At 53.7% G+C, this 15535-nt stretch carries 10 protein-coding genes; 1 reads left to right on the top strand and 9 read right to left on the bottom strand.

Annotated elements, in window-relative coordinates; genetic code table 11:
- Positions 1 to 76: 76 nt before the first annotated feature.
- Positions 77 to 1147: an IS30 family transposase gene (locus BQ7382_RS01635; protein ID WP_077389887.1), complete on the bottom strand. Its 1071-nt coding sequence runs from the start codon at positions 1145 to 1147 to the stop codon at positions 77 to 79.
- A gap of 148 nt (positions 1148 to 1295) precedes the next feature.
- Here BQ7382_RS01635 and BQ7382_RS01630 point away from each other — a divergent pair, with 148 nt between their 5' ends.
- A complete protein-coding gene (locus BQ7382_RS01630) occupies positions 1296 to 4319 on the top strand; it encodes an EAL domain-containing protein (RefSeq protein WP_077390402.1) in 3024 nt (1007 codons plus the stop codon).
- A 151-nt stretch (positions 4320 to 4470) separates the two neighbouring features.
- Here BQ7382_RS01630 and proC read toward each other — a convergent pair whose 3' ends face one another.
- From proC to BQ7382_RS01590, 8 genes are all read right to left on the bottom strand, one after another.
- Entirely contained in the window at positions 4471 to 5280 is an 810-nt protein-coding gene (proC, locus tag BQ7382_RS01625; protein WP_077390401.1) for a pyrroline-5-carboxylate reductase, read from the bottom strand.
- Between the two features lie 147 nt (positions 5281 to 5427).
- A complete protein-coding gene (gene hypD, locus BQ7382_RS01620; protein WP_077390400.1) occupies positions 5428 to 7806 on the bottom strand; it encodes a trans-4-hydroxy-L-proline dehydratase in 2379 nt (792 codons plus the stop codon).
- 1 nt (position 7807) lies between these two features.
- Positions 7808 to 8734: a trans-4-hydroxy-L-proline dehydratase activase gene (locus tag BQ7382_RS01615; protein ID WP_077390399.1), complete on the bottom strand. Its 927-nt coding sequence runs from the start codon at positions 8732 to 8734 to the stop codon at positions 7808 to 7810.
- 271 nt (positions 8735 to 9005) lie between these two features.
- Entirely contained in the window at positions 9006 to 9614 is a 609-nt protein-coding gene (locus BQ7382_RS01610) for a TetR/AcrR family transcriptional regulator (RefSeq protein ID WP_205408155.1), read from the bottom strand.
- Between the two features lie 38 nt (positions 9615 to 9652).
- Entirely contained in the window at positions 9653 to 11941 is a 2289-nt protein-coding gene (gene metA, locus BQ7382_RS01605; protein ID WP_077390398.1) for a homoserine O-acetyltransferase MetA, read from the bottom strand.
- Between the two features lie 7 nt (positions 11942 to 11948).
- On the bottom strand, positions 11949 to 13352 hold the full coding sequence (locus BQ7382_RS01600; RefSeq protein ID WP_077390397.1) for a metal-dependent hydrolase family protein: 1404 nt from the start codon (positions 13350 to 13352) through the stop codon (positions 11949 to 11951).
- 36 nt (positions 13353 to 13388) lie between these two features.
- Positions 13389 to 14396, bottom strand: a complete 1008-nt coding sequence (gene prmA / locus BQ7382_RS01595) for a 50S ribosomal protein L11 methyltransferase (RefSeq protein WP_077390396.1) — start codon at positions 14394 to 14396, stop codon at positions 13389 to 13391.
- A gap of 507 nt (positions 14397 to 14903) precedes the next feature.
- Positions 14904 to 15302 (bottom strand): Fic family protein, encoded by a 399-nt coding sequence (locus tag BQ7382_RS01590; protein ID WP_077390395.1) that lies wholly within the window; start codon positions 15300 to 15302, stop codon positions 14904 to 14906.
- Positions 15303 to 15535 lie beyond the last annotated feature (233 nt).

The raw sequence follows: 15535 nt of genomic DNA, 5'->3' as shown, positions 1-15535 counted from the left end.
CTGAAATTATATTAACAATAACTGGCGTCAGATATCAACTATAAATTGCAATTCCAACTTGAACACTAGCGTAAAATTAAGCACTTTGAACTTTGACAACTGAATACACTTGATCGAGAAATTCGTCGAAGAGCTCTTCTGGTGTAAAGTATCCAAGACGTTTTCGCGGCAAAGCGTTCATCTCATCGGCAAAACTCAGTATTTGATCTGCAGAATATTTGTCGATGGACACTCCTTTCGGAATGTATCTGCGAAAGAGACGGTTGTGTCGCTCGTTCTGACCTCTTTCCCAGGATGAGTACGGATGAGCAAAGTAGACGCCTACACCCCAATACTTTAGTTCAGAGAGCCTTTCAAATTCAGGTCCGTTATCTGCGGTGATGGTCTTGAAGATCTCTGAAAAATGTGTGTCACCATATTCTTCTCTAAGGGTCTCCATTGCAGCCATTACCGAGTCAGAGTCTTTGCCGGGAATCTTTATAGCCAGATAGAAATCAGTGACTTTTTCAACCAGAGTGAGAACCACTGATTCCTTGCCAGCTCGTTTGCCCACTACTGTGTCTATTTCCCAATGACCGCACACGATGCGCATGGATGCTTCCTCTGGACGATCATCTATGCTCTTGCCGAGGACCTTCTTGTTCTTGCGAGTATGGGCCTTCTTCGACTTGCGGGAGAGAACTTCAGGCAAGTCGAATGGTGAGAGAGGCAGATTACCGGCCCACAGCTCACGGTATAGCGTCTTTGTGCAGACGATATACTCGCTTGGAAACAGCTTCTTACGTCTGGCGTACCCTACACAGCAATCCAATGACCAGTGCTTTTCTCGCACCTGCTTGACCATCCAATCGATAAAAGGATTTTCTTCTTCTAGTTTGTGCGGCTTGTGACAGCGGGTCCGGTTAGTTTCATAATTTGCCTGCCCCCTTTTAGCTGAATACTCAGGGAACCTCCCACGATTGCCTTTGCGCTTTCCTGTACCGCGGCGCAACTCATTGAGTACAGTGGATGCAGAACAGTTTACAACTTCGGCAGTTTTGCGTAGAGACATCCCCAACTTCTTGCAGGTCTTGATGCTGCATCTGTCTTCGAATCCGAGATGCTGTCCTCTTTCTCTTTCAGGTGTGGTAGAATTGTCACGATCCATGGTGATCTCCTTTGGTGATTTTGTGTGGTGACTTAATTCTACCAAAGATAGGTCCTGTGGATCTTCTTTTATTTAGTTTTAGTGTTCAACTTCATATTACAATTAACCGTCAGATATCAACAGAGTTTGATCAGAATGGATCTGTCATATGAACGAGAAGTCATCTGGAGTATATGTGATCGATAGCGATTACAACGTAGTAAGCTGCAATCAGACGGTACTGGAGCTGTATCCGCAGCTGAAAAAAGGAAAGAAATGCTATAAGTGTCTCATGGGCCTGGACGAGCCATGCCCGCCATGCCCCGTTGCCAACCACGTAAATGGGCCTCGTACGTATCTGGACCCAATCAGAGGGATCCATGAAACGGTGGACGCGGTGGAGATGGTGCTGGAAGACGGCAGTGTAGGTCACGCCCTGGTGATGAGCACCGTGGGCGAACGGGCCACCATATCATCCAAGCTGCCCGAGTCCCAGGATGAGCTGGACAGGCTCCTGGAGCACGAATACTTCGACGCCCTCACGGGAGAGTACTCAAGGAAGGGTTTCATACGGGAGACACAGCACGTTTTCCAGAGGGAAGATCAGCAGCAATACGCCGTGGTCATGTTCGACATCCGCAACTTCAAAGCCATCAACGACGTATTCGGCATCCAGAACGGAGATCTGGTGCTGCAGAACGTTTTCAGGACTCTGAAGGACAGCTGGATGAATCCGGTGGTCTCGGCGCGCATAGAATCAGACTGGTTCATCTTCCTCGTGCGTAAGAGCTCTCTCGCAGGCAATGATCTGGCAGATCTCCTCGACCTCACCTGGGAGAACGGGACACAGCATATTCACGTCCACCTGCGCTGCGGAATATACAACGCGGGATCCGAAAAATATTCCGTCTCCAGGATGGTGGACTGGGCCATCCTGGCAAAAGAGGCGGCAGACAGAAGCGAGCACAGCAGCATCGGGGTATTTGATTCAGCAATGCGAAGCGAATACGTTAACCGCGCTGAGATACTCTCTTCTTTCCAGTCCAGCCTGAAAAACGGTGAAATGCAGGTATACTACCAGCCGGTATTCCGCTGTGATACCGGGCAGATCTGCTCGGCCGAAGCGCTCATCCGCTGGGATCACCCGTCCCTGGGCATCGTGTCTCCGGGCGACTTCATCCCGGCTCTTGAAAAGCACGGCTTCGTAACACAGCTGGATCAATATGTGCTGAAAGAGGTCTACAGGTTCCAGAATTCCAGAATTGAACAGGGGCTGGATCTGATACCGGTCTCCATGAACCTGTCAAGACAGGATTTCTACAACGATGCGCTGATGCATGACATTTTTCTGTATGGAAGAGAAAGCGGACTCCCGCAGGGTTCGGTGAACTATGAGGTGACTGAAACTTCTCTCGCTGTCCTGAGGGAGAACTGTTCCTACTATCTTTCTCAATTCAGAAAGAACGGATCGAGGATACTGCTGGACGATTTCGGAACGGGCTATTCTGCACTTGGGATGATCGGCAACTATCCACTGGACGTAGTCAAGATCGACAAGTCATTTATTCAGAAGATAGAGACACAGCCGACCACACGCTCCGTGATCTCATCCATGATCACCATGTGTCACAGGACAGGCCTCGCCACAGTTGCTGAAGGCGTTGAGACAAGGGAGCAGAGCGACTTTTTAAAGAAAAACCACTGCGACTTCGTGCAGGGGTATTACTATTCCATGCCGATGAGCGAAGAAAACTTCATCCGTTTTCTGTCGTCTCACCAGAATAGCATTTCCAGGGAGGAATGCATTCCGTCAGAACATATCGAAAAGAACGTGGATATCGGCAATCTCATCGATCTGATAGATCACTCAGGCCAGTTCATCCAGGTATGTCATCCCGAAGACTACACCATGGTCTACGCCAACCAGATGACCCTTGATATCTCCGGACATCCGGATAAGCCTTATCAGGGCGAGAAATGCTATCAGTACATGCTCGGGCTGTGCGCGCCGTGCGGCCACTGTCCTATGAGGAAGATGGGGGATGCGAAGGAAAAGGAGATAGAGACAGACGACGGAGAGCACGTCTTCCGGCTCAAGGCCCGCTATGCGGAATGGAACGGTAAAAAGGTCTTCATGGAATACGGCAGGGATGTTACCGGCCTCATGAACGACCAGCGGCGCTACGCCAGCCAGATCAGAGATATCCTGGAGACCATCCCTGAAGGCCAGGGAGTCTTCCACATGGACCTAACCGCAGACAGGTGGCTGAGCTCCGGTGGACATGCGGAGAACGCAAGGAAGATGCAGGATCTGGAGAACGTGGACGCACTCATCCATCAGATCGCGTCCTTCGTGCCATCTGCCGACGGACAGGAAAGCTTTTTCCAGACCTTCTGCCGCCAGGCACAGCTCGATACGTGGTCCGAGGGCAAACGCCAGATAATACTGGAGACATTATCCTATTACGACGACCTGTCCATCCGCTGGTCCAGGATAACCACAAGGCTGATCGAAAACCCTTCGAACGGCCACCTGGAGAGCATCTTGTACGGTGTGGATATATCACAGGAGAAAAAGCACATCGAGGAGCTGGAGATAGATCGTCTTCACATCCGCCAGGAGAAAGAACAGCTCCAGCGTCAGGTGGAGATGGCTATGTCGATGTATTCAAAGGCAGATCACGACAGGCGATATGATTTTCTCACGGGTCTCTACAGCCGCCTCAGCCTGTACGACGTCATGACCGATATAGAAAACGGGAGCGCTCCTCCCGTGACCGCGGCCATCCTGCTGGACCTCGACAATTTCAAGGTCACCAACGACAGATACGGTCATGCTGCAGGTGACAAGTGTCTGCAGGCCCTGGGAACAGCACTCCTGAACTTCGGGCTCAAGTGGTCTATCTCATTCTATCGATATGGAGGAGATGAATTCGTGGGACTCGTAAACGGCGGAAACGACGGAAATGACGTAAATGACGGAGGCGAAGACATACCATCCGTGGTGTCGGCCCTCCTGGACGAAATACGGAGCACCCGGGTCACACTGGAGGACGGAACAGAAATAAGCATTTCCGCTTCGATCGGGTACACCACCGCCACCGAAGACCTGCAGAAGATGATCAACAAGGCCGACAATGCCATGTACATTGCAAAAAACAGAGGCAAAGACCAGACCGCCTGCAGTGACTGAGCAATGCAGCAGTGATCTGGCAGAAATAACAGAACATCACACGGATGAAAACAGGAAAAGGCGCCGGGACGAAGCTAGGAATGCTCCGCCTCCGGCGCCTTTTCCGCAGGTAATTATGTGGTATGAACTTGTTTGCGTCTGTCATGCGCGGTTATTTTGCGCTCTGCATCTCGATGGACTTGTCCGTGGCTGCGTTCACGCCCTCGATCACAGCGCTTCTGAAACCGTTGAGCTCCAGCTCTCTCACCGCTGCAATGGTGGTCCCCGCAGGTGAGCTTACCATGTCCTTCAGCTCGCCAGGGTGCTTCCCTGTCTCCATGACCATCTTGGCTGCTCCATACACCGTCTGAGCGGCAAACTCGTAGGCCATCGCTCTCTGCATTCCGCCCACAACGCCGGCATCTGCCATGGCCTCGATGAACATGAACACATATGCAGGACCGGATCCGCTGACGCCCGTAACGACGTCGAAGAGGTTCTCAGGTACCTGTTCTGCTTTTCCGAATGCCCTCAGGATCTCCAGAGCCCTTGCCATCTCATCCTCTGTTACGTACTGGTTAGGGCATGCAGCAGCCATTCCGGCTCCGACCTGTGCAGGTGTGTTAGGCATGACCCTGACCACCTTGACCTTCTTGTCTCCGAACTGCTCAGCAATGTAATCCAGTGTTCTTCCGGCTCCGATGCTGATGATCAGCTGATCCTCTCTGATGGCGTCCCTGATGCTGGCGATGACGCTCTCGTAATACTGAGGCTTCACTGTCAGAAAAACTGTCTCACAGTTCTCAACTACCTCGACGTTGCTGTCTGTGACGTTGATGCCGTTGGCAGCCTTCGTCTTATCCCTGCTGCCCTGAAAAGGATCTGCTCCCCAGATGTCCTCAGGCTTGTAAAGTCCGTTCTTGATGATACCGCCCATCATGGCGTTCGCCATTACACCGCAGCCGATAAATCCTAGCTTCATTGCTACTCTCCTTGTTTTCGATCATCTGAAATGAATTAAGATATCCGATACGCTATGTATTAGACCGTGGTCTAAACTTCGGTATCATTATACCACCAAAAGGAGCCGGTTTCAATCCGGCTCCCTCTGGTTTTGTAGAAAAGGGTATCAATCAAAGGACTGTTCTGTCCTGTTGATGATCTCGTCCTGCAGGGCCTTGTCAAGGTTCCTGAAGTAGTCTGAGTATCCGGCCACGCGGACGATCAGGTCCTTGTAGTCCTCAGGGTGCTTCTGAGCCTCCAGCAGGGTCTGCTTGTCGATGACGTTGAACTGGATGTGGTGTCCGTCCATGGCGAAGTAGGAACGAACCAGTGATGCCATGTTGTCCAGTCCCTTCTCGCCCTTTACGACGGATGGGGTGAACTTCTGGTTCAGCAGAGTCCCTCCTGTGGAGATGTGATCCATCTTTGCACAGGACTTGATGACCGCCGTAGGTCCGTTCACATCGGCGGACTTTTCCGGAGAGATGCCCTCGGATACCGGAACGTGTGCCAGGCGCCCGTTAGGTGTGGCCAGAAGCACGTCTCCGAAGTAAACGTGGCAGGTAGTAGGCAGCATGTCTACCCTGTATTTTCCTCCGCAAACGGTCGGACGATCAGTGATGGTGTCTCTGTAAAGGGTGAAGATGCTCTGCATCACGTCATCGGCGTAGTCGTCGTCGTTTCCGTATTTAGGCGTCTTGTCGTGTACCATGCTGAAGATGTCCTCGTGGCCCTGGAAATTGTCTTCCATCGCCTTCTTCAGCTCGGCCATCGTGAACTTCTTTTTCTCGAAAACGTTGTACTTGATGGCCGTCATCATGTCGGTGACAGTTCCGATGCCCACGCCCTGGATGTACCTCGTGTTGTATCTCGCTCCGCCGGCGTTGTAGTCCTTGCCCTTGCTTATGCAGTCGTTGGTGACGATGCTCAGGAACGGAGCAGGCATCTCCTTTGCAAAGATGTTTTCAATTACGTTGTTTCCTCTCACCTTCAGGTCTACGAAGTAGTTAAGCTGCTTGCTGAAGGCGTCGAACAGCTCATCATATGACTTGAAGTCCTCGGCGTTTCCGAGGTGCAGTCCCAGCTGCTTTCCTGAATACGTATCGAATCCATCGTAAAGAGTCATCTGGAGGATCTTAGGGATGTTCATGTATCCCGTCAGGATGTACGCCTCGTTGCCCCAGGAACCGGTCTCAACACATCCGGAGGAACCGCCCTGCCTTGCGTCCAGCAGGCTCTTTCCTGCGTTCAGGAGCTCCTGTACGATCTCGTCTGTGTTGTAGAATGCAGGCTGGCCCCATCCCTTTCTGGAGATCTCCAGCGCCCTCTTGAGGAATCTCGTCGGAGTCTTCTTTGAGATCTGGACGTTCGAGTTCGGCTGTACCAGCTTCAGCTCGTCCATGCAGTCCAGGATCAGGTAGCTCACGGCGTTGACTCCGTCAGAGCCGTCCTCCTTGATACCACCAGTGTTGATATTGGCAAAGTCTGTGTACGTTCCGCTCTCCTTCAGGGTGACGCCTACCTTGACAGGTGCAGGCTGGTTGTAGAACTTCACCCACAGGCACTCCAGGAGCTCCAGTGCGTGATAGTCATCCAGCAGTCCCGCCTCAGTGTCGGCCTCATAGTAAGGGTAGAGGTGCTGGTCCAGTCTTCCCGGTGAAAAAGCGTCCCAAGGGTTCAGCTCTGTCGTCACGCCCAGGTGTACGAACCAGTAGTGCTGCAGCGCCTGCCAGTAGGTCTGTGGCTTGTGTGCAGGAACTACTGCGCAGTTCTCCGCGATCTGCTCGAGTTCTTTTTTCCTCTGCGGATTCTTTTCCTCCGCAGCCTTCTCGAGGGCCAGCTTCCTGTATCTCTCGCCCAGTATGCAGATGGCGTCGCAGTCGATGGCCATGGCCTTCAGCTCTTCTGCCTTTTCGTATGCCTCAGGATCGTTGAGGAAATCAAGAGCGTCGAGAGCCTCCTGGATCTCCTTCTTGTAATCCTCAAAGCCCTTGATGAAGACGTTCTTGCCACCGCATGTGTGGCCAGGTCCTCTCTGCTCCATGAACTCGGTCCAGATACCCTCGGCGTAGCACTCTTTCCACTCCGGTGTCATCCTCTCCAGCAGATGTTCTCTGGTGGACTTGCCCTTCCAGAAAGGTATGATTTCTTCTCTCTCCAGCTCGATGTCTTCAAGGGTTACGGAGAAGGAAACCAGATCTCTGGCGTTCATGATCTCCATGTCCTCTACTGTGTGGGTGCAGATCTCAGGAAATGTCGGACACGCCTGTGGCCTCGATCCCTTCTCTCCAACGATCAGCTCGTCGTCCCCAAGGTACAGGGTCTTTTCCTCCATGTACTTCTTGAAGAACATCGCCCTCATCACAGGGACGGAATACTTTCCTTCGTTTTCCTTGTAAAAGTCCGTCTCGATCTTCGCTCTCTCAAGATCCACGCTCGGCTGAGTCTCGGTGCTGATCTTGCGCAGGTTCTTGATCCTCTGGTTCATTCCTCTTTCCTCTGCCATGTTAACCTCCGATTTTAACATTGCCGTATCCGGCTTCGTTGAACATTTTTACAAATGACTGCATCTCCTCATTGTCCGGAGCGTGCAGATTTTCGGCTTCGTATTCGCGCCCGAGACGCGGGTATTTTGATTTGCCCGTGTCGTGGTAGGGCAGCAGGTTTATCTGAGGAGGGGCGATGTGATTTTCTCCCAGGAACCGTATGACGTCTCTCATACTCTCCTCTGTTCCATTCACTTCCTTCACCACCGGGATCCGGATGTAGATCCTCTCACCGGCTGCGGCGAGCTTCTTAAGATTGTCCAGAATGAGCTGGTTGCCAGCTCCTATGTATTTCCGGTGCAGTCCATCATCGAGCGTCTTGATGTCGTAGAGCCAGGTGTGTACATACGGGATGATGGCCTCGTAAGTCTCCCACGGGGCCTCTCCGCAGGTGTCTATCGTTATGTCGATACCCTGGCGGTGAAGAGCCTGGCAGAGTCTGACAAGATAGTCCCTGTCCATCGCCATGACCTCTCCCCCGGAAAGAGTCACTCCCCCTCCTGAATCCTCGTAGAACATACGATCCTTCATTATCTCTTTTACAAGGGATGGCACCGAATATTCTTTTCCGATGATGTCCCTTGCGCACTGTGGACAGACGTCTACGCACCGGCCGCAGAGCTGACACTTTGACTGGTCCGTCACCACAGTGGGAGCTTCCCCCGGAGCCGCCTGTGAGAATGAAAGGGCTCCATTCGGGCAGGCATTGACACATCGGCCGCAGCCCGTGCACTTGTCACTGTCGTACTGGATCTCCGGCTTGAAATTCTGGGTCTCCGGATTGTGGCACCACTGGCAGCGGAGCTTGCAGCCCTTGAAGAAAACGGTGGTCCTTATTCCGTCTCCATCGTGTATGGAGAACTTCTGGATGTTGGTGATGTAATGCATTCCAGTCTCCTTTGAATCTGCGGGATCTTCCGGCCCCGGCACCCGTCCTGCTCATGGATGTCCGGCGGCTCAGTTAGACCGTGGTCTAAACTTAAGTTCATTATATTAAATGTTATAAAATTGTCAATAGTAAAACACAAAAAGAACCAGATCCCGCTTTCTCAGCAGGGTCTGGCCTCACAGTCAAACTCTATCGTATCATCGAATATTTCCCGCAAAACGCTGCGGTGAAGGTCTCATCAATGTCGTTATCCGGCTCCGCACGCCGTCGCTATGCCTTGAACTGAGCGAAGAACATCGGCATGTATTCCTTGCTGAATGCGCCCAGATCGTAGTCCCCGTTGTTCATGCACCAGTCGGTGATGAGCGCCCTCTCGCAGAGGCTGTATATCCGGACTATCTCGTCCACGGACTTGTTCCGGATGATCTCCCCCCTCTTCTGGCCCTCGTCGATTATCTTCGTGATGAGCCTGAAATAATACCTGTTCCTGTCCAGAAGGTATCCCTTATCCTCGTGGAGAAGCTGGGCGGAGTACAGGTTCGCCATCAGATTCGGATCGATCTTCTCTCCTATCATCGTGTGGACCTTGTAGTTCAGGTACATCAGTTTGTCGTAGGCGTTGTCCTCGTCCCTGAGCTCCTTGTCAAGCTCTGCATAGTAATTGTCCAGCACCACGGAAAGGGTCGTGAGCAGGCTGTCCTTCCCCCTGAAGTAGTAGTAAAAAGTCCCTTTCGCAATGCCCGCAGCTTCCAGGATGTCGTTCAGGGTCGTGGCCTCGAAGCCCTTCTCCGAAAACAGATCCCACGCAACGTTGATGATCCGCTCTTTCACCGCGCTGTTTTCCTTGCGCCCCTTTTCTATCTCGTTTCTCTTAACCATTTCATTATTCCCTCTCGTGCGATCCACCACCGCACTCATCAGCGGATGAGGCTGAACTGCCTGTATATCGTCCTGATGGCCTTCTTGTAATCGCTTTCGCTGACGCCCAGCTGGATGCTGATGCTGTCGGCGCTGTGGTCAACGAATCTGGTACTTATGTGCTCGTTGGCGAGGGCTTCAAACACCTTCACCGCCACGCTGGACTTGTCCGCCATGTTCCGGCCCACCACCGCAATGGTCGCCAGCCCGGAGGAAATGGTCACGTCGTCCGCGTCCACCACATGCTGGATCTCCCTGGAGATCTCCTCTATCTCATCGCGCAGAGGCCTCGCCTCCACCTCGATGGATATGGAATCCGTGGTGATCTGCTCTCCGGCCACCTGGATGCCCCTGGATCCCAGCAGATCCATCAGCGCCTGGTGAGCACCGGAGGACCTTCCGATGCCTTCCTTGTCGATGGCGATGGAAGCGTATCCCTTGCTGCCGGAAATGCCTGAAATATCCAGCACGGAATCGTAAAAGTCCGCGTTCTGCACTATGAGCGTACCGTTGAGCTCCGGCTGCTCAGTGCTTCTGATGTTTATCGGGATACCGGTCCTCCGCACAGGGGCGACCGCATCCTCGTGGAGCACGTTCGCTCCCCTCAAAGCCAGCTCCCGCAGCTCCTTGTAGTTGATCACAGGGACCGTGAGAGGATCCTTCACGATGCGAGGGTCGGCCATGAGCATCCCCGGAACGTCCGTCCAGTTTTCGTAAACATCCGCCTTGACCGCGGAGGCGACCAGCGCTCCCGTGATGTCGGAGCCTCCCCTGGAAAAGGTGACTATCGTCCCGTCTTCCTTTGCTCCGTAGAACCCGGGGATCACCACGTTTTCCACGTTCCGCAGCTTCGAGGACAGCAGCGCCCTCGTGGCGGTCCTGTCCAGCCTGCCCTCGTCGTCGAAGCGGATCATCCCGGCTGGGTCCATGAAGGTCCACCCTGTGTACTCCGCAAGCATCCTTGCCGACAGATACTCACCCCTGCTGGCCAGATAGTCCCTGAGAGCGCAACCCTCCAGGGAATCCGCCTTTTCCCTGATCTCCACGAAGATCTTTTCCACGTCCATCTCCGGAGCCACGATATCCGCTATGTCGTGGATACGCTTCTCCACCTGGGCCAGGAGCCTGTCTCTCTCTTCTCTGCCTTCCTCTCCTGCCGGAGCCTTTGCAGCGCGGATCAGGAGGTCCGTTATCTTTTCATCGTCATCGCAGCGCTTGCCCGGGGCGGAGACCACCACGTACTTGCGTGCGGGATCCGACTTTATGATGTCACGCACTTTGCGGAACTGCTCAGCGTCCGCCAGCGACGTGCCGCCGAACTTCGCGGCGGTGAGGCTGCTTTTCCTCTGTAGCACCGGTGCCAGCTCCTCGTTCTGGATAGCGTGTATGTCGTACGGGGTGGACTGGTAGACGAAGTAGTTCAGCCAGTTGGAGTAGATCAGGTTGGCACAGGAACGCCAGTTCACCACAGGCTCCTTCGTCGGATCGTCGTCCGGGAAGTAGTGTTCCGGAACGTCGGGATCCAGGCCGGCCTTGACGTCTCTCTCGTATTCGTTCTTGAGGGTGTCGCCGTCGTACTCGGAGTGGCCGGTGACGAAAATCTGCCTGTCGTCCTCGCTCTTCACGCAGAATACACCGGCCTCGTCGGAGCTGCAGAGGATCTTAAGCTCCGGGATAGCCTCGATGTCTTCTCTGTATACGGTGGTGTTCCTGGAGTGGGGCACGTAGAACTCGTCGTCGAAGCCCCGGAAAAGCATCCCCTTCTTGTAGTCCAGGTGGTGCTTGTAGACGCCGGAGAGCTTCTTCGGCAGCAGGTGCTTGTGGATGCCGTAGTGGTAGTAAAGCCCCGCCTGGGCGCCCCAGCAGATGTGGAATGTGCTGTGGACGTGGGACTTGGTCCACTCCATGATCTCGCACAGCTCGTCCCAGTAGTCGACCTCTTCAAAATCCATGAGCTCCACCGGTGCACCAGTGATTATCATCCCGTCGTAGTTGTTTTCTCTCACCTGGTCGAAGGTCTTGTAAAAGGAGATCATGTGCTCCTCGGAGGTGTGGCTGGCCTTGTGGGTGGCGGTCTGGAGGAGCTCCAGCTCGATCTGGAGCGGGGTGTTTCCCAGCAGTCTGGTGAGCTGTGTCTCTGTGGCGATCTTGGTCGGCATGAGATTCAGGAGCAGTATTTTCAGCGGACGGATGTCCTGGGTCATGGCCCGTGTGTCCGTCATCACGAAAACGTTTTCTCTCGTCAATATGTCTATGGCCGGCAGATTGTTAGGTACTTTGATTGGCATTTTGTCTCTATCTCCTGTCTAAAATCTCTCTCCTGGCGTTCTCGTCAATGTCCTCATTCTCGAGGATCTTCTCCAGCTCCTCGTGATCCTCCGTGTTTTTCCGCACGTCCACGCTGGCCCTGTCCACCAGCTTGTCTATCTGATCGACCTTGTCCAGCAGCGGCTCCCTGATCAGCTTTCCTCTGACCACCACCATGTACATTCCCCTCAGGGCCTCCAGGTCGTTCAGTGGATTTCCCTCGGTCATTATCATGTCAGCGGCCTTGCCCGGCTCTATGGTGCCGGTGACCTGGCCGAGTCCGGCGATCCCGGCGTTGACCTGGGTCGCGGTATGGAGCGCAAAATTCCTGGACACCCCGCAGTAGTAGCTGAAGTACGCCAGCTCTCTCCACATGTCGTAGTGGGTCGTGAAGCTCGTTCCGGAGTCGGTGCCCAGCCCGACCGGAATGCCCTCTTCCAGGCATGCCCTGGCGCAGCTGATGATGCCGTCAAGCACGGTCCTGCAGTTGTTCTGCTCCATTTCTGTGAAACCGGTTATCTTCGGGTCTCCGAAAACATACGGTATCGTCGGCGAGATGGTGCAGATGAGAGCGGCTCCTTTTTCCTTGAAAAGGTCCATCATCTCCTGGTCCGGCTTCGCTCCGTGTTCGATGTAGTCGACACCGTTTCGGAGCGCCTCCTTGACACCTGCCGGACTCTCACAATGGGCCGACACCTTATATCCAAGACGGTGTGCCTCATCGCAGGCCGCCTTGATGATGTCCGGGGACATTTTCAGAGCTCCAGGCTCGCCCTCTTCGTCTGCGTCCAGGACTCCGCCTGTGACCATGAGCTTGATCAGATCCACTCCCTGAGACACCAGCTTTCTCACAAAAGACGCCGCCTCTTCAGGACTTGTGGCCTCATATGCCAGCGAACCCGCCATGTGGCCTCCCGGCACAGATATGGCCATGTTGCAGGTGAGGATCCTCGGCCCCTCGACCTTTCCAGTTGCAATGTCATTTCTCAGGGTCGTCTCCAGATCCGAAAGCCCTCCCATGGACCTCACGGTGGTGACGCCGCTGACCAGCTCGGTCTCGGCATTTTTCTGGAACTGCCCCATTGCGTATCTTCTGGTGAGCGGGTTTGAGGACATCAGAGAAGTTATCTTCTTTATGTCCTTCTTGCTCCTCGCTTTAAGAGGTTTCCCCGAGGATGCCAGATGAGTGTGCATGTTGATCAGCCCCGGCATGATATACGCCCCGTTAAGATCCACGATCTGACATTCTCTGTATGTTCCGTCGGCGATGGCCTTGTCTTTGTATTCTACACTGATGATCTTCGACCCCTCTGTGATCACCATCTTGTCCTTCTGAGGGACCATATTCTCCGTTCCGTCCAGAAGTATCCCGTTTACATATCCTGTCTTCATTTCAACACCCCTCACATATGACCTTTTTATTTTCCTTTAATTGTTCAGCCTGGCAGCCATGGCACACCACTGATCCTTCTCTCTGATCCTTTCCACGGTGAAACCGCTCTTCTCCAGAGCCTCCATCACCTCTTTTTCCTGGGAGACCAGCACGCCGGAAACTATGTAGACGCCGCCACAGTTCAGATGCGCTGCTGCGTCGGGAGTCAGCGCCTCGATCAGAGGCGCCAGAAGATTGGCCACTATGATATCAGCCTGATAACTCACGCCTCTGGTGAGGTCGCCCTCTCGGATCTCGATACCAGGGGCGCTGCCGGATCCTTCTGGATCAAGGTTTTTCGCCACGTTCTCTCTGGCCGTCCGCACTGCTTCCGGGTCTATGTCTATTCCCAGCACATCTCCGGCGCCAAGAAACCTTGCCATGATCGACAGGATACCCGTACCGCATCCAACATCCATGACCTTTATTTTCTCAGGATCTTCGGACGCCGAGATGTAGTGATCCAGGAGCTCCGCACAGAGGCTGGTGGTCTCGTGGGTGCCTGTTCCAAAGGCCATGCCAGGCTCGATCCACATCACCTGCTCGCCGTCTCCCGGCTCATAGTCGATCCAGGTCGGGGATACGGTGATGTGTCCGCTCACCGCCACTGGCTTCAGGCCCACCTTCCATTTGTTTTTCCAATCCTCATCGTCCACGACGGTCCTGGAGACCTGCAGACATCCTGCAAGCCCACTGCCTGCCGGACAGTCGCCGGAGTCCGGACTGTCGCTGTTCCACTTTTCCAGGAGATCCTGAAGGGCTTCCGCCTCTTCTTCTCCCGAAGGTGTGTCCTCAAAATACAGGGCTGCCCCGGGCGTCTGGGCCAGCTGTCTCTCCAGGTCGGGGGAATCCCAGTACTCAGCGTTCCTGAGATCCTCTGACATGGCTCTGGACATGGCGGGATCTCTTATGTCCATAACTCCCCATCCCGCCTGGACGAGGCTGTCGGTCAGCTCATCCAGCTTTTCCTGACTTGTATCTATGTTTATTTCTATGAATCTCATGCTTTATCAGACCTCGGCATGGTGCCGGAAACATCCTTGAAGTTTGTATAGACCGCCAGTCGACCGGGCTTCGATCTATTGTTAAAAAAACCACATTTTACAAGGGCTTTACAGATGTACCTGCTGTCGACCGCGCGGCCTGTTTTGCGATTACATATTATTATAGCCAGTTGCATTATGTGTTCAATACCATATTTTAAACTGTGGTCTAGGTTTTTTGTACAAAAAACAGAACGTCCGGGGCCTGACGACTCCGGACGTTCTGCTGTGCATAGCACGCGGGATATTATGACGGCCATCAAAGGCATGGATAATGTGCCGCCGTAATCTTATTGAATTACGCTTGCATTACAGGGGTGTTTCGGTGACAACTCTCTTGCGTCTATGCGTTGTCACTTCACGACTTGAGTATACCCTCGTTTGTACCACAGCGCAAGCCCTTTTTTATTCAAAAAGCGGGGCTACCGCGCGCAGCGCCCCGCTCTGATGGCCTGTTGCCCTATGTAACTACGGTCTCTTCCCCGTAGGCGAATACCAGGTGCCGCGGCCGTTCCCGTGTTTTTCCAGGAAGCCTCCAAGGACGATCCTCCTCATCAGCTTCGAGGTCTGCTCAGGAGTCAGGCGGCACATCTTCCCCGCTTCACGGCTGGTGATGCGCCCGTTCCTGGTTGCCAGCTGAAGTATGGCCTTCATCTCGTTCGTGTAATCCCTTGCCTGGTTCTTCCTGACCTTCGGACGGATACCCTTCACCACAAAGGTGCTGAGCCACGGTTTTTCCTCGTAATCCACCTTGATATCCCCGTCGGTGATCACGCCCTTCGATGGCCAGAAAACCATCCCCACCGGGCCCCTTACGCACTCATATCCTTTGCTCCGGTACAGTTCCAGAGCCTCATCTTCCGACATTCCCTTATCAGCAAAACCTACTGATATCTCCAGTTTCGGAGGGGCGCATCAGCTGGTGAACTTTATCACGTCCAGCACCACGTCTCTCAGTCCCAGACGCTTCATATAAGCCAGCGCCTGCTCGTTCATAGATATGGACCTCACCTTGCCCATCGCAAACCTCCTGCTATTTTCCTGATTCACTGCACTTCTGAGCTCAATGTTCCGGCCTTATTATCCCACATTCGCGGCCA

This window comes from Mobilibacterium timonense (genome assembly GCF_900155555.1).
GTDB lineage: Bacteria > Bacillota > Clostridia > Peptostreptococcales > Anaerovoracaceae > Allobaileyella > Allobaileyella timonense.
The sequence above is the reverse complement of the archived record's forward strand: the minus strand, read 5'-3'. Positions and strand labels throughout refer to the sequence as shown.